The sequence below is a fragment of the Streptomyces sp. NPDC059875 genome, assembly GCF_042731085.1.
GTDB lineage: Bacteria > Actinomycetota > Actinomycetes > Streptomycetales > Streptomycetaceae > Streptomyces.
Window position 1 is genome coordinate 43,613 of the sequence record NZ_JBHWJZ010000003.1, and the last position, 14,216, is coordinate 57,828.

Annotated in this window: 12 protein-coding genes and 1 pseudogene; 2 read left to right on the top strand and 11 right to left on the bottom strand. The window is 72.9% G+C overall.

The annotated features are described in order from the left end of the window. Positions 1-2: 2 nt before the first annotated feature. The 10 genes from ACFV9D_RS04170 to ACFV9D_RS04215 form a co-directional block, all read right to left on the bottom strand. Positions 3-2,687: a DUF6493 family protein gene (locus ACFV9D_RS04170; RefSeq protein WP_385140584.1), complete on the bottom strand. Its 2,685-nt coding sequence runs from the start codon at positions 2,685-2,687 to the stop codon at positions 3-5. Further along, positions 2,684-4,069, bottom strand: a complete 1,386-nt coding sequence (locus ACFV9D_RS04175) for an SWIM zinc finger family protein (protein ID WP_385140587.1) — start codon at positions 4,067-4,069, stop codon at positions 2,684-2,686. Before ACFV9D_RS04175 ends, ACFV9D_RS04170 begins: the two co-directional genes overlap by 4 nt. 84 nt (positions 4,070-4,153) lie before the next feature. Beyond that, on the bottom strand, positions 4,154-4,468 hold the full coding sequence (locus ACFV9D_RS04180; RefSeq protein WP_385140590.1) for a winged helix-turn-helix domain-containing protein: 315 nt from the start codon (positions 4,466-4,468) through the stop codon (positions 4,154-4,156). After that, complete coding sequence (locus ACFV9D_RS04185) at positions 4,465-4,887, bottom strand: hypothetical protein (protein WP_385140593.1); 423 nt, start codon at positions 4,885-4,887, stop codon at positions 4,465-4,467. The genes ACFV9D_RS04180 and ACFV9D_RS04185 overlap by 4 nt, the downstream gene beginning before the upstream one ends. A gap of 79 nt (positions 4,888-4,966) precedes the next feature. Further along, the gene (locus ACFV9D_RS04190) at positions 4,967-6,556 is read right to left on the bottom strand and encodes an alkaline phosphatase D family protein (RefSeq protein WP_385140596.1); all 1,590 of its coding nucleotides are present in this window, start codon (positions 6,554-6,556) and stop codon (positions 4,967-4,969) included. Positions 6,557-6,791: 235 nt separating this feature from the next. Continuing rightward, positions 6,792-8,243: a PLP-dependent aminotransferase family protein gene (locus ACFV9D_RS04195; protein ID WP_385140599.1), complete on the bottom strand. Its 1,452-nt coding sequence runs from the start codon at positions 8,241-8,243 to the stop codon at positions 6,792-6,794. A 129-nt stretch (positions 8,244-8,372) separates the two neighbouring features. Continuing rightward, complete coding sequence (locus ACFV9D_RS04200; protein WP_385140601.1) at positions 8,373-8,972, bottom strand: hypothetical protein; 600 nt, start codon at positions 8,970-8,972, stop codon at positions 8,373-8,375. A 55-nt stretch (positions 8,973-9,027) separates the two neighbouring features. Next, positions 9,028-9,942 (bottom strand): zinc metalloprotease HtpX, encoded by a 915-nt coding sequence (gene htpX, locus ACFV9D_RS04205; protein ID WP_385140604.1) that lies wholly within the window; start codon positions 9,940-9,942, stop codon positions 9,028-9,030. A gap of 62 nt (positions 9,943-10,004) precedes the next feature. Continuing rightward, complete coding sequence (locus tag ACFV9D_RS04210; protein WP_385140607.1) at positions 10,005-10,688, bottom strand: DUF4389 domain-containing protein; 684 nt, start codon at positions 10,686-10,688, stop codon at positions 10,005-10,007. Between the two features lie 52 nt (positions 10,689-10,740). After that, on the bottom strand, positions 10,741-11,208 hold the full coding sequence (locus ACFV9D_RS04215) for a Crp/Fnr family transcriptional regulator (RefSeq protein ID WP_385140610.1): 468 nt from the start codon (positions 11,206-11,208) through the stop codon (positions 10,741-10,743). A gap of 161 nt (positions 11,209-11,369) precedes the next feature. Here ACFV9D_RS04215 and ACFV9D_RS04220 point away from each other — a divergent pair. Then, positions 11,370-12,158 (top strand): annotated as a pseudogene (locus ACFV9D_RS04220) (EamA family transporter); the annotation flags it as partial. A gap of 99 nt (positions 12,159-12,257) precedes the next feature. Here ACFV9D_RS04220 and ACFV9D_RS04225 read toward each other — a convergent pair. Then, complete coding sequence (locus ACFV9D_RS04225; RefSeq protein ID WP_385140613.1) at positions 12,258-13,088, bottom strand: alpha/beta fold hydrolase; 831 nt, start codon at positions 13,086-13,088, stop codon at positions 12,258-12,260. Positions 13,089-13,203: 115 nt separating this feature from the next. On the opposite strand from ACFV9D_RS04225, the gene sigJ reads away from it, so the two are divergent. Continuing rightward, the gene (sigJ, locus tag ACFV9D_RS04230; RefSeq protein WP_385140616.1) at positions 13,204-14,088 is read left to right on the top strand and encodes an RNA polymerase sigma factor SigJ; all 885 of its coding nucleotides are present in this window, start codon (positions 13,204-13,206) and stop codon (positions 14,086-14,088) included. The last annotated feature ends 128 nt before the right edge of the window (positions 14,089-14,216 follow it).

Sequence of the window (14,216 nt, forward strand, 5' to 3'; positions counted from 1 at the left end):
TTTCAGGCCGGTTGTGTCACATCCTGACCGGTCTGGAGGGACGAACTCTGGAGAGCCCTGCGCAACCGCCCGGCCTGGACGACGAGCTGGGAGGAGCCGCCACGCCCGGCGGCCGCCGCCAGGCCCGGTATCTCGGCCGTCGCTCCACACCGCTCCACACAGTCGGCGGCCACGGCCAGCAGTTCACCGAGCGCACGCACCGGCTTCTCCGCCGCCAGCAGTCCGGGCAGCGCGCCGGCGAGCACGGCCCAGGTGGTGGCGTACGCGCCGGTGGCGGCGGCCGAACGGGCCGCCTCCGCGAGCCGGTTGGGCTTGACGGTGCCCTCGCCGACCAGTCCGGCCAGGGTCTGCCCCAGCAGCTGGAGATCCAGATCGCCCCGGGCGGCCAGGACGAGGAGTGTGTCCACGGCCGTCAGCCGGTCCTCCGCGTGCCGACAGCCGAGGCCGATCGCCACCGCGAGATGGGTCGCCGGGCCGACCGGCCCGTCGGACTCGGCGAGCGCCGTCAGACCCCAGGTCACTCCGCGCTCGTCCCACTCGACGCCGCCTGCGAGGACGCGCAGCAGCCAGGCCGCCAAGGTCTCCCGGTCGTCCGGCAGGACGCCCGGCCAGTTCCGCCGTTCGCCGATCCAGTGGTGGCAGCGGTGGTCGACCTGGGTCTGGGCACCGCCCAGCCACCGGAACGCCGGCGGGAACTCCTCGCGTACGGTCCGCCGTTCACGGATCTTCAGGACAAGACGGTCCGCCAGCCACCACTTCCCGTTGTCCTTGTCCTTTTCGTGGCCGCGGGTCAGGAACCGCACTCCGGGGGCCAGGGACACGTCGGCCGTCAGCCAGTCGGCGAGCCGCTCACCGGCCCGGGTGCCGAGTTCCGCCGCCGCCACCGCCGCGTCCCGGGCGGACGCGTCTGCCTTGCGGACCCGCAGCAGTGCCTGGGCGAGGTCGGCCGGAGCCGGTTCGATCCCCGCGTCCCGGTAGGCCCGCAGCCGCCCCACCAGGACTGACGGCTCGATCGCCCCGGTGTGCCAGGTGGGGGCCGCGAGCAGGAACGGGAGCCGGTCCGTGCCGATCATGGAGGCGGCCTCCCACAGCCGCGCGTCGACCACCCTGTCCAGGGCGCGGTGCACACACGTGGCAGGACTCTGCCCCCGCACCAGGGCGTCGTGGAGTCGTGCGGGCCGCACCATTCCCATCAACGCGGCGAGGACGACGTCCACGCCGTAGGTGCCGTGACCGAAGGGGTCCCGGGGACGTCCGTCGGTGTCCTTCTCCATCCAGGACGCGTCGGCGAACGCGGCCGCCACCGCCCCGGTCAGCTCCTCACGGTTGCGATGCGCATGCCGGACGAGGCCGTCCAGCGCGCGCTCGAACTCCTCGGGCGCGTCCGTGCGGCCCTTCGAGACCGCCACCAGATCCTCGATCATCTCGGCGACCGTGTCCGCGGGATCCGCCACGCGCCGAAGCTCCGGCACCGGAGGAAGGATCTCCTCGTACGGAACGTCGTCGCCGATGTCCGTCGCCGCGCCGAACAGCTCCTCGGCCGCCTGTCGGTGCGCCGGGCTCAAGGAGGCGGCGGCACAGGCCAGTTCCTCGCGCACCTGCTCGTCCACCCCCGCCAGGTGCCGTCCGACCAGCTTGAGCGCCCGCTCCTGGATGCCGGTGTCCTCGTGCCCGAACGCGTCCGCGACGACCGGAAGGAGCTCCGGCACGGCCGACGGGTCGTGCCGCAGCGCCTTGCCGAGCAGCGTCAACTGCGCCCGCACCAGCTTCTTCTCCGTACGGAACAGCACCGGCCCGGACATCTCGGCCAGCTCCCGGACGGTCAACGCGCCCTCCGCCGCGAGGCCGGCGAGGATCTCCTGGGCGTAACCCGCCACCGGCGAGGGGCCGTCGGCCGCCATGCCGATCCAGTCGGCCGTCCGCTCGCGGCGCTCCTCGGAGGTCGGTTCGAGGAGCTGGAGGAGGGCGAGTGGGAAGCGTAGATCCCGGGGCCGGCCGCCCCGGAGCAGCCGCGCCACACAGGCCTCGGCGAGGGACGCACGGTCCAGCACACCTTCGTCGGCGAGGGTCTTGAGCGCGGTCGGCCAGTGCGCCGGGCTCCCGGGTCCGGCCGTCCACGTGAGCCGATCAGGGGTCTCGGTCATCTCCAGCGCGCGAGGCACGAGCATGGGCGTCTGCGGGTCGGTCCGCAACCGCTCCAGGAGCGCGCCGTTGGTGCTCCAACGCGTCCAGCCGAGGACGTATCCGTCCGTGGTCGGCACGGCGCAACCGGAGCGCACCACCAGCTCGTGGACGAGCGGATACTCGTCCTCGGCGACAGCGGGCCGCTCGGCCAGCCGCTGCGCCACATCGCCCAGCCACGCCGGATCGCGGTCAGCGAGCACCGCGAGGAGCGGCTGCCACACCTGGCCCCAGTCCCGCAGGTCCCGGCTCCCGATCCAGGACGCGGCGGCCGCCGCGCCCGTGTGGCAGCCCGCGCCGGCGACGCGTACGGCGCGCAGGCTGTTCCGTCGCTCCTCCCAGCGCTGCCAGTCCCAGCCGCGCGCCTCGGTCCGCAGCGCCTTGAGCTCCGCCAGCGCGGCCTTGCGCGCGGCGGCGTCCAGCGGCTTCACCAGGCCGGGAACGTCCTCGGCCCGGCCGGCCCGGACCGCGGTGAGCAGGGCTCGCACCCCGTCGTGCTCCGTCATCGCGCACCTCCCGCCGCCAGGGCGGCGTCCGTCGTGGCCCCGCGCCGGGCCATCCGCACCGCGAGCGCGTGCTTGCACGGCCCCCGGCGGCCTCGGTAGTCCGCCCACCACTGGCACGTACAGCTCAGCACTCCGCCGGATTCCCGAACCTGATACCTCCGTTCACCGGAGGTCACCGCCGCGAGCTCGCCGTCGAGCACGACCGCCCCCTCGGCGACCAGGGCGCGCGCGGCCACCAGCCGCGGGTTGTGCCGCTCGGCGCGGTCCGCGTCGTACGGCAGCTCCCGGTGGAAGTACGCCGCGTCGGCCACGTCGTAGCCGACCCGGCCCGCCGTGCCGAGCCGGGTCAGCGCGGCGCGCACCCGGTCCACCGAAAGGCCCGCCTGCGCGGCCAGTTCGGAGAGGTCGATGCGCGGCTCCCAGGCCAGCAGCACCGACACCAGCTCGGCGTCCTGTGCCGCCTCTTCCGTGGCCAGTGCCTCCAGGACACCGCCCTCGCCGGAGAAGCCGCGCGAGGCGTCGGGCGACAGGGTGAGCGTGAGACGCATCCCCGGCAGCGTCACCTCCCAGGCGCTCGCGGTGGCGACCCCGTCCGGCACCGGGCCGTAGACCCGCAGCGCCGTCGCGTGCCGCAACACCCGCTCCAGGGCCACCAGCCGCTCGGGACCCGGCAGGCAGACGGCGCCCGCCACCGGCCGAGTCGTGGGCCGCAAGGTGCGCCCGGTCTGGACGACCCAGAGCGGACCGGCTCCACGGCCCTGCGAACGCGGCAGCGAGCGCAGGAACCGCACCGTCTCCGGGCCCGTCAGCTCCGCGCGCAGATCGAATCCGGCGGAGGCCACCTGGGCCTCGGCGAAGCCGCGCAACCAGCGATCGGGCAGCGGAACCTTCTTCTCGACGACCGCCCCCTCGAGCGTGGTCACCGCCAACTCGTCCGGACCGACCCGCAGATGGAGCGGATCACTCCCCGTCATCCGGGACAGCGCCTCGCGCAGCGGGTTGTTGACGTCCACGTTGGTGGTGCCGTGTCCCGTCTCCGCACCGTCGAGCCCCTCGCTGAGCACGTCGAGCCGTGCGTACACCCCACCGCACCCCGAGAACGACTCGAACCGCAGCCGGTCGCCGTTCCCCGTCACGACCGGGTCCAGCGACCCCGGCCGTATCCGCTGGTAGTAGCGGGCGGCGGCCACGTCCGCGACCGCGAGCAGGCCGCGCGCGGCGATCTGCGGGGACGTCAGAAAGCCGGAGAAGAAACGGGGATGCGCCTCGGCCCCCGCGGGCGTCAGCCCACCGGAGGTCTCCAGACCGAGCAGTCGGCCGGCCCCGGAGGACTCCAGGGCGGACGGGCGTGAATAGGCCAGCGCCTGTACGGATCGCGTCATGGAAAGGACGGTAGGACCCACCACTGACAATCGACTTCTGCCCGGCTCGGAGCCCTGCTCGCCCCCGCCCGGAGATCCTCCCGTTCACGCCCCTGCGATCGCCCGCAGCGCGTCCAGATGGCGCCGGTACACGACCCGGCCCTCGGTCGTGAGCGCCAGCCACGTCCGCGGTCGGCGCCCCACCCGGCCCTTGCCCACCGACACGAGACCGGCCTCCTCCAGCGCCGCCACCTGCTTCGACAGCGCCGAGTCGGTCACCTCCACAAGGTCGCGCACGAACGCGAACTCCGCCTTGTCCAGCGGCGCGAGAGCCGCGACGACCGAGAGTCGCACCGGCGACGTCAGCAGCGGCTCCAGGTCGTGGCGAGGGTGCGCGCCCGGCTTCTCCGTGGCACTCACGCCGTCGGCCTCCGCGTCTCCAGCCACGCCCCGACCGCGGGCGGGAGGGCGCACCCGAGGGCCGCGACCACGGCGAACGGAACGCTGCCCACCCACACGTTCAGCCCCAGGGCCAGTGCCGCCGCGTACAGCGCGCCCCACGTTCCGATGACGAGACCGTGTCGCACTCCGAAGCCTCGCCGCACGGCCCGCTGACGAGCCGCGTACGCGCTCAGCCCGGCGACGACGAGCGCGTAGAGCGTCATCGACACGGCGACGACGAGCGGGCTCCGCCACAGCAGGACGGTTGGTACCAGGGCGAGTTGGGTGGCACCGAAGACCAGTAGATACCGCCGGTACCAGGCGCTGCGCTCGCGTACCGCGTCCTCCATGGCGCGCGACCGGTCCAACGCCTGGGCCGCGTCCGTGAATGCGGACATGACCATCCCCCTCGTCCTCGACGGCAACTACTTTCCACTATGGCAAGTAAATGCCGCCGAGGCAACGAGGGGGCTGGTCTCACTGACTGACGCGCCCCGGCTGAAGTACCTTGCTGAACAGGACGGTTCCGCCTTCCGCGCGGAGCCGTACGGTCAGCTCGCCACTACCACCGTCGATGTCCACCTCGCCGAAGTACTGCGGACTCTCCATCGGCGACAGGTTCGCCCGCTCCGGCGCCCGGACGAAGACCCGCTCCGGGCCGAAGGTGGCGTCCAGCTTGTTGGCCGGGAACCCGCCCGCGGCCAGCGGACCGGAGACGAACTCCCAGAACGGCGCGAAGTCCTGGAACGCGGCGCGCTCCGGGGCGTAGTGCTGGGCCGAGGTGTAGTGGACGTCCGCGGTCAGCCACACCGTGCCGGTGATCCGCCGGTGCTTGACGAACCGCAGCAGCTCGGCGATCTGCAGCTCCCGGCCGAGCGGTGCGCCCGGGTCGCCCTGGGCGATCGCCTCGATGTTCGCCGCACCGTCGGGGACGACGAGGCCCAGCGGCATGTCCGCGGCGAGCACCTTCCACACCGCCCGCGAGCGGCTCAGCTCCCGCTTGAGCCACGCCAGTTGCTCCGCCCCGAGGATACCCGTGGTGTCGTCCGCCTGCCGGCCGGGGGAGTTGGCGTTGCGGTACGAACGCATGTCGAGGACGAAGACGTCGAGCAGCGGTCCGTACCGCACCACCCGGTGCATCCGGCCCTCCGCGGCGTCACCGCGCGCGTGGAGGGTGGACACCGGGAAGTACTCGGCGAACGCCCGGGAGGCGCGGGCCGCGAGCACGTCCACGTCCTTCTCGGTGTAGCGGGCGTCGTCCAGGATCTGGCCGGGGTACCAGTTGTTGCGGACCTCGTGGTCGTCCCACTGCACGATCGACGGCACCTGCGCGTTGAAGGCGCGCACGTTGTGGTCCAGGAGGTTGTAGCGGAAGTTGCCGCGGTACTCGTCCAGGGTCTCCGCGACCTTCGCCTTCTCAGGCGTGGTGACGTTCCGCCAGATCCGGCCGTCGGGCAGCGTCACGCTCGGCTGGATGGGGCCGTCCGCGTAGATCGTGTCGCCGCTGCACAGGAAGAAGTCCGGGTTCAGCCGGCGCATCTCCTCGTACGCCCGGAAGCCGCCGATGTCCGGGTTGATGCCCCAGCCCTGCCCGGCGATGTCGCCCGACCAGAGGAAGCGCACCCCGTCGCGCCGCCGCGCCGGAGCCGTACGGAAGGTGCCGACGACCGGTTCACCGGTACGGCGCGGGTCGTCCGGGTCCGCGAGCGTGACCCGGTAGTGGATCTGCTCACCCGCGGGCAGCCCGCGCAGCGCCGTCGTCCCGGTGAAGTCGCTGCCCGGGCCGAGCAGCGGACCGAAGTGGCGGTGGACTCGGCGGAACGATTCGCTCGCCGAGGTCTCCACGATCATCCGGGCCGGCCGGTCCGAACGGACCCAGACCAGACCCGAGGAGGCGGTCACGTCACCCGTCTGCACACCCCACGCGGCCCGCGGCCGCCCCGAGAGCGCCAGCGCCGGAGCGGCGGCCGCGGCGCCGCCGAGGGTGAGCGCCGCCGACGCGGCGAGCGAGCCGCGCAGCACGCTGCGGCGGGCCGGGGACGGGCCGTCGGGGACGGAGTAGGACATCGAAGCGCCTCCAAGTTCTGGGCCGGATAGGTCCGTTGTGCCGTCCCCATGCCTAACGGCAAGGGGCGGCGCGCACACGAACCCCGCGTGAACAGACCGGAGTCGCCCCCGTTCGGCCCAGCCCGGTCGAACCGGTCCCGCCCTGCCCCGGAGACCCGGCGGCACGCATCGGCCCGTGCGCATGGGCCGCGACACGCCCGGCCCGTCAGCCCGTCAGCCCGTCACCCCGACCCCGTCACCGCGACCCCGTCACCCCGCACGCCTCCGCCACCAGGTGTACGCCCCGCGCGATCTCGGACGGCGTCAGATGGGCGTAGCCGATCACCAGCCGGACGGCGCCGTCCGTCGGGCGCGCGGTGCCGTAGTCCTCCAGGGGGCGCAGGGCCACCCCTGTGGACGCCGCCCGCTCCACGAAGCGCGCGCCGGGACCGTAACGCTCCGGCACGCGCGCGATGATGTGCAGCCCGGCGGCGATCCCGCTCACCTCGGTGCCCGGGAAGTGCTTCTCCAGGGCCGCCACCAGGACGTCCCGCCGCTCCCGGTAGGCGCGCTGGCAGCGGCGCAGCTGCCGGTCGTAGCCGCCGCGCGTCACGAACTCCGTGAGCAGCGCCTGGCCCAGCGCCGGGTTCCCGAGGTCCATCGTCCGCTTGCGCTCCACGACCTCCGCGACCAGCTTCTCCGGCACCAGCATCCACCCGAGCCGCAGCCCGGGTGCGAGGGACTTGCTCACGGAGCCGGTGTACGCGACCCGCTCCGGATCGAGTCCCTGCAACGCACCGACGGGCGCCCGGTCGTAGCGGAAGTCCCCGTCGTAGTCGTCCTCCAGGACATAGCCGTCCACCGACCGGGCCCAGTCGAGGAGCGCGGCACGGCGCGCCGCCGAGTACGCGATCCCGGTGGGGAACTGGTGGGAGGGTGTCGTCACAACCGCCCGTACCCCCGACGCGGCGAGCGGACCGGGCAGCAGCCCCTCCTCGTCCACCGGCAGCCACACCGTCCGCACGCCGGTGGAGGCGAACAGCCGCCCGTGCTCCGGGCTGCCCGGATCCTCGATCCCGACGGTCTGTATCCCGCGGGCTCGCAGGACGAAGCCCATCAGCGTCGACGCCTGAGCCACCCCCGAACACACCACCAGACGTTCGGGATCGGCCACCACCCCGCGTCGCCGCGCGAGCATCCCGGCGAGCGCGGTCCGCAGCTCCGGCAGCCCCCGGGGGTCCGGATAGCCGAGCGACCGGTGGGGAAGCGCGGACAGCACCGACCGCTGGGCCGCCGCCCAGGCGGCGCGCGGGAAGAGCGCGAGATCGGGCGTCCCGGGATGGAAGTCCACCCGCACGCCCGGCGTGCGCGGCGCGAGATCCCGCGCGGCCTGCGAAGCGGCCGCCCGCGCGGCCTCGCCCACCCAGGTGCCCGACCCGCGGTCGCTGCGCAGATAGCCCTCGGCGGTGAGCTGCTCGTACGCCTCCGTCACCAGGCCGCGCGAGACGCCGAGATCGGCCGCAAGTTCACGGCTCGACGGCAGCCGCGTCCCCGCCGTGAGCCGGCCGGCGCGCACCGCGTCCCGCAGCGCCTCCTGGAGCGCCCGCCCGCGCCGCCGCGCCGGTGCGGCCGCCGCCGGGAGCAGCAGCTCCCAGGCCGGTGCGGGTCTGCCTTCGGGGCTTCTCGTGGCCGTCTCGTCCAGGGCCATGACAGTTCTGTCTCGCGATCTCGTCGTCTGTGGTCCGCCGTCGAGAAGTATGACCCGCATGCTGGTTCCCCCGGTGGGAGCTCACCCGCTCACCCGCTCACGCCCTCACCCACTCACGCCCTCATCCGCTCACGCGGCGGCGCCGAGCCCCGGCGCTCCCCAGACCGGGAACCAGCGGGCCAGGTCGGGCTCGACCCGTAGGTCGCCGGCGAGGAGGGCCCTGATCTGGAGTTCGAGCGCGGTGTCGCGCTTCTCTCCGCCGTCCGGCCGGGGCGCGAAGGGGTAGAACGTGCCGCGCTTGTAGAGGTAGATGAGCGCCAAAGGGCGCGCTCCCGCCGTCTCGTGGAACGCGACAAGCGAGCAGAGGAGCTGTGGGCCGAATCCGGCGTCCTGGAGGAGGGTGTTGACGGCATGCAGGTCGTTGACGAGGGACGCCGTGTCATCGGGGGGATGGCGGACGAGGAGCCAGGTGTAGCCGTACGCGTCCCGGCTGAACTCGACCGGGGTGCCACCCCGCTCGGTGTCCGCGTCGAGCAGGTCCCGCACCTCCTCCCGCAGCGAGGCGAAGGCGCCGCCCTCCACCCCGGCGAAACACACCGAGCCGCTGCCGGTCGGGACGAACCCCGCCCCCGCCTGCAGGGTGATCGCGGCGGACGGCAGGCCGAAGAGCTGGTCGAGGTCGGGAGGAACGGGCTTGCTGCGGCCGAGGATCGCGTCGAGGAGTCCCACGGTGGGAACCTCCGCTCAGGGTCGAGGCGGGTAGGGCCGCCAGGGTCGAGGCGGCTCAGGGCCGGCCGAGCTGCGCCGCGATGCGGCCGAGCTGGTCGAGGCGCTGATCGAGCGTCGGGTGCGAGGAGAACAGCCGGGTCAGGCTCTCCCGGGAGGAGAACGCGGGCGCGAACCAGAGGGCGTTGAACGGCTCCGCCTTCCGCAGGTCCCGGGTCGGGATCTTCGCCATCTCACCGGTCACCTTGGTGAGCGCGGCGGCGAGCGCCGAGGGACGGCCGGTGAGCATCGCGGCGGCGCGGTCGGCGGAGAGTTCGCGGTAGCGCGACAGGAGCCGGGTGAGCAGGAAGCTGATCACGTACACGACGGCGCTGACCACCGGTACGAGGATGACCGCGACGGCGGCGTTGCTGTCGCGGGTGTTCCGCCCGATGCCGCTGTAGAGCGCGACGCGGACCATCACTCCGGAGAGGACGCCGAGGAACGACGCGATGGTCATCACCGCGACATCGCGATGGGCGACATGGGACAGCTCGTGCGCGAGGACACCCTCCAGCTCCTCTGGTTCCAGCCGCCGCAGCAGGCCGGTGGTGGCGCAGACCAGGGCGGTCTTCTCGTTGCGTCCGGTGGCGAAGGCGTTCGGTACGTCGCTGTCGGCGATCGCCACCCGTGGCTTGGGCATGTCGGCGAGGGCGCAGACGCGGTCGACGGCACCGTGCAGCTCGGGTGCCTCCTCCGGGGTGACCTCGCGGGCACCCATGCCGAGGGCCGCGATGCGGTCGCTGAACCAGAACTGGGCGACGAAGAGGCCGCCGGCGATCACCAGGATGATCGGCCAGGAGCCCTGGAGCAGCACCAGCAGGACGCCGACGAAGACGACGTAGAGCAGTCCGATCAGGAACATCGTCGTGACCATGCGCGTCGTCAGTCCCCGATCCGGGACATAGCGCGAAGACGACCGGGCGCCGGGCATCCGCATCACCCACTCGGCAGAGATCCGCTGTGGCTGCCTTTGCTGCCAGTGTACGGGCGCTCTCACCACGTTCCAGCAGGTGAGGCGCCTGGCGGCTCGACGGGGATCGGCTCCCGGCCGCCCTGGTCGAGACGGAAGGGCGGGTAGGCGTCCGTCATCAGGCAGGCGTAGGCGGCGACCCGCAGAACCCAGCGGTTCAGTCCCACCACCAGATCGAACAGATCGCGGGGGTAGCGGCCGGTGAAGGCGAGGGCGAAGGCCGCGATCAGGGCGAGGAGGGTGATCAGGCCGATGCTCCACCACCCGGCGCGCATGCCGCCGCTGAAGAAGGCGATCACGAGGTAGTGCGGGATGGCGAGCAGCCACCACTTGACCAGCACGAGCGAGCGCGAGAGCCGTTCCGGGTACGCGATGTCCAGCCGGGCCGGGTAGTCCGGCTCGGGCCCGAGGCTGAACGGCGGGTAGCGGTCGGTGCCCAGCGCTCCGTACGCGTAGTAGGAGACGCGCCAGGACCAGCGCAGCACACCGACGTTGAAATCGAACAGTTGCCGCGGATAGCGCTCCGTGAACAGCACGGCGAAGAACGCGATCACCGTCACGACGAAGAAGGCGATCCACAGGAAGATCAGCACGATCCAGTGGGGGATGACCAGGATCCACTTCACCAGCCACAGCCAGCGGGAGAGAGGGCTGTCCAGCTCGGCGGTCACCGCCACCGGGGGATACGAGGTACGGGCGCTGTCCATGATCGTCAGCTCCTTGGCGGGTCGTCCTCTTCGTATCGGGAGCCGGCCGTCGTCACAGGATGCGGCCGCTGCCGTGCGGGGCGTACAGGTCGATGAGCCGGACGCGGGCGGAGTAGAGCCGCTGGGCGAGCGCTTGGCCCACCCAGTGACCGATCGCCGAGCCGAGGCTCGGATCGGCGTCCATCGCCATCCGTACGGCCGTCGCGTCGAACTCATGGGCGCGTACGGGTGTCATGGCCTCGGCACCCATGTGCCAGCGGTAGGGCTTGAACAGCCACGACCAGCCGACCAGCTCACCCGTCGCGAGACTGTCGATCACGACCGGAGATCTGCTGCCGGGGACGCGGAAGTCGAGCGTGACGGTGCCGGAGCGGATGATCCAGAACCGGTCCGCGTACTCCCCTTCGTCGAAGAGGCGCGTGCCGGAGGGGAAATTCACCTGATGGGCGAGGCTGAGGAGTCGCACGCGGTACTCGGCGGGCAGCGAGACGGTGATCCGCGTGGAGGAGGGAGGGTTCACGAGCTGCCTCCTTCGATGCGTCTGTCTCCAGTCTGCGCCGGAACCCGGCGGAACCGGGGGCGGGGAGGGCGGACGGTCGGCCCGGGACGGGAAAGTGGTCCCCGAAGACGCCGTGGAAGTGGACCTCGAACCGGGCCGCCCCGCTTCCTAGCGTCGGGACCATGAACGCGAACTCCCTGCGGGGCACGCTCCTCGTGACCGTCGCCTACGCGCTCGTCGGCGCCTCCTTCACCGCCAACAGTCTCCTCGGCGACTATCCGTACGCGGGCGGCCAGGCCCTGCGCTACGGCGCCGCCTGTCTCCTCCTGCTGCCGCTCCTCGGCCCGGGCGGGCTCGCCCCGCTCCGGGCGCTGGGCGCCCGCCAGTGGGCCCGCCTGGCCGTGCTCGCCGGCGTCGGCATGGTCGGCTTCAACCTCGCGGTCCTCGCCGCGGAACGCACCGCGGAGCCCGCCGTCCCCGGTGTGCTGGTCGGCTGCGCCCCCGTGGTGGTGGCCGTGCTCGTGCCGCTCCTCGAAGGGCGCAGGCCCAGCCGGCCGGTGCTCTACGGCGCGCTGCTCGTCGCCGCGGGTGCCTTCACGGTCCAGGGTTGGGGGCGCACCGACCTGGCCGGCCTCTCCTACTCCGTAGGAGCCCTGGCGGGCGAGGTCGGATTCACCGTCCTCGCCGTGCCCGTGCTGCGCCCGCTCGGGCCGAAGCTGCTCACGGCCGTCGTCTGCGGCATCGCGGCCGTCGAGTCGGCGCTGATCGGTCTGGTCGTGGACGGGGGTGCGTTCCTGCGGGTCCCGACGGCCGTGGAGACCGGCGCCCTGGTCTGGCAGGCCGCCCTCGCCACGGTCGTCGGCTTCGTCCTGTTCTACATGGGGGTCCAGCGGATCGGCATGGAGCGCGCCACCCTGTTCACCGGTGCGATCCCGGTCGCCGCGGCGCTGACCGCGGCGCTCGTGTCCACCGGGGGTTTCGGACTCCCGCAGGCCGCGGGCGGCGTCCTGGTGGGTGCCGGGGCGGCCCTCGGGACGGGCCTGTTCACGAGGGCTCCGCGTGCGGACCGGTCAGCGGCTGCCGTCGAGGATCACCCGCGCGACGAGAGCCGGATCGTCGCTCATGGGGACGTGGCCGCAGCCGGGGAGCCGTACGAGCCGGGCACCGGGCACGGTGTGCTTGGCCCGGACGCCCTGGCGGCGCAGCAGCAGCCGGTCGCGGGTGCCCCACGCGATGGTGACGGGCACCGCGGAGACGTCGTCGCCGAACAGCACGGTCCGGCCGGCCTCCAGCGTCTCCCGGAAGCCGGTGGCCTCGCGCAGCGCGAGCGTCTCGGCGACCACCGCCTCGGGTGAACGGCGCCCGGGACGTGCGTAGATGGTGCTCGTCAGCGCCGTACGCCCGGCGGCGCTGCGGGACAGCCGCTCGATCAGCGGCACGGGCATCGAGAGCGCGGCGGCCCGCATCGCGCGCAGCGTGCCGAAGGCGTATCGGCGTTCGCTCTCCGACCAGAACCCGGCGGGGGAGAGCGCGGTGACCGAGCGGACCCGCTTCTCCCGGCCGAGTTCGAGGGAGAGGAGCCCGCCGAGGGAGTTGCCCGCCACATGCGGTCGTTCGATCCCGAGAGCCTCGCAGAAGGCACCGAGCACCGGAACGACCGTCGACAGGTCGTAGTCGAAGCCGTCCGGCAGCGCGGGTGAGGCGCCGAAACCGGGCAGGTCGACGGCCACGACATCGCGTTCGGCCGCGAGGATGTCGAGGACCGGCTCCCACGCCTGCCAGTGGTGACCGATGCCGTGGAGCAGCAGCAACGGCTCACCCGCACCCCTGCGTTCGTACGTCAGGGACACGGGCCGCGGACCGCGCGGGGATTCGATCGTGAACGAGATCTGCTCGGACATACGCCTGACTCCCTGACTTAGACACCCTGTCAGCAAGGATTACCGCTCAGTAGCCAGGAGTTCAAGGGCCAGGACGGAACTGGACAGACTCCGGCCGGTCGGCTGGGATGGGGGAGTGGCGACCGACACCCTGACCGACGTCTTCGAAGAACACCGGCCGATGCTCATCGGTGTGGCCTACCGCATGCTCGGCCGCGTCGCCGACGCCGAGGACGTGGTCCAAGAGGCCTGGCTGCGCTGGACGTCCGCGGAACGTGAGGACGTCCGCGAGCCGCGCGCGTTCCTCGTACGGATCACCACCCGCCTCGCGCTCGACCGGCTCCGCCAGGTCCAGGCGCGCCGCGAGTCCTACGTCGGGCCCTGGTTGCCCGAACCCGTCGTCACGGACTTCGGGCCGGCCGTCCCCGACACCGCCGAGCGGGCCGTGCTCGCCGACTCCGTCTCGCTCGCCGTGCTCGTCGTCCTCGAATCCCTCTCGCCGCTGGAGCGCGCCGTCTTCGTGCTCCGCGAGGCGTTCGGCTTCCCCTACGGGGAGATCGCCACCGCGCTCGACCGGTCCGAGGCCGCCGTGCGCCAGCTCGCGGGCCGGGCGCGCCGCCATGTCGACGAGGGCAGGCCGCGTTACGACGTCGACCCGGACGAGCGGCGCGACCTCACCGAGCGCTTCCTCGCCGCCGCGGCCGGCGGGGACCTCGACCAACTCCTCGCCCTGCTCGCCCCGGACGTCCGCCTCGTCGGCGACAGCGGCGGCAAGTCCAAGGCGCCGCTGCGGATCATCGAGAGCGCGGACAAGGTCGGCCGCTTCCTCCTGGGGGCGAGCCAGGGTGCGGAGGCCCTCTACGAGTTCCGCTTCCTCGAGGTCAACGGAGCGCCCGGGCTGCTCGCCCTCGTCGACGGCAAGCCCGACGCGGTCTTCCAGGTCGAGGTGCGGGACGGGCGCATCCAGTGCGTCTACATCGTCCGCAACCCGGACAAACTGCACGCCGTGGGTCACGCCTGACCTGCCGACGCCGTCTCCCCTGTGCCCCGCCTCCGGCCCGGAGGCGGGGCGCTTTGCTGCGCAGGGCTCACGGCGGCGCGAACGTCCTGTGAACGATCTACGCCAGAGGGCCGCATTCACGGGCATCC

What these genes read in the sequence shown, in the direction of transcription:
- ACFV9D_RS04170 (WP_385140584.1), bottom strand. Translation starts at nt 2,687, where the DNA reads ATGACGGAGCACGACGGGGTGCGAGCCCTGCTCACCGCGGTCCGGGCC.
- ACFV9D_RS04175 (WP_385140587.1), bottom strand. Translation starts at nt 4,069, where the DNA reads ATGACGCGATCCGTACAGGCGCTGGCCTATTCACGCCCGTCCGCCCTG.
- ACFV9D_RS04185 (WP_385140593.1), bottom strand. Translation starts at nt 4,887, where the DNA reads ATGTCCGCATTCACGGACGCGGCCCAGGCGTTGGACCGGTCGCGCGCC.
- ACFV9D_RS04190 (WP_385140596.1), bottom strand. Translation starts at nt 6,556, where the DNA reads ATGTCCTACTCCGTCCCCGACGGCCCGTCCCCGGCCCGCCGCAGCGTG.
- ACFV9D_RS04195 (WP_385140599.1), bottom strand. Translation starts at nt 8,243, where the DNA reads ATGGCCCTGGACGAGACGGCCACGAGAAGCCCCGAAGGCAGACCCGCA.
- htpX (WP_385140604.1), bottom strand. Translation starts at nt 9,942, where the DNA reads ATGCCCGGCGCCCGGTCGTCTTCGCGCTATGTCCCGGATCGGGGACTG.
- ACFV9D_RS04210 (WP_385140607.1), bottom strand. Translation starts at nt 10,688, where the DNA reads ATGGACAGCGCCCGTACCTCGTATCCCCCGGTGGCGGTGACCGCCGAG.
- ACFV9D_RS04225 (WP_385140613.1), bottom strand. Translation starts at nt 13,088, where the DNA reads ATGTCCGAGCAGATCTCGTTCACGATCGAATCCCCGCGCGGTCCGCGG.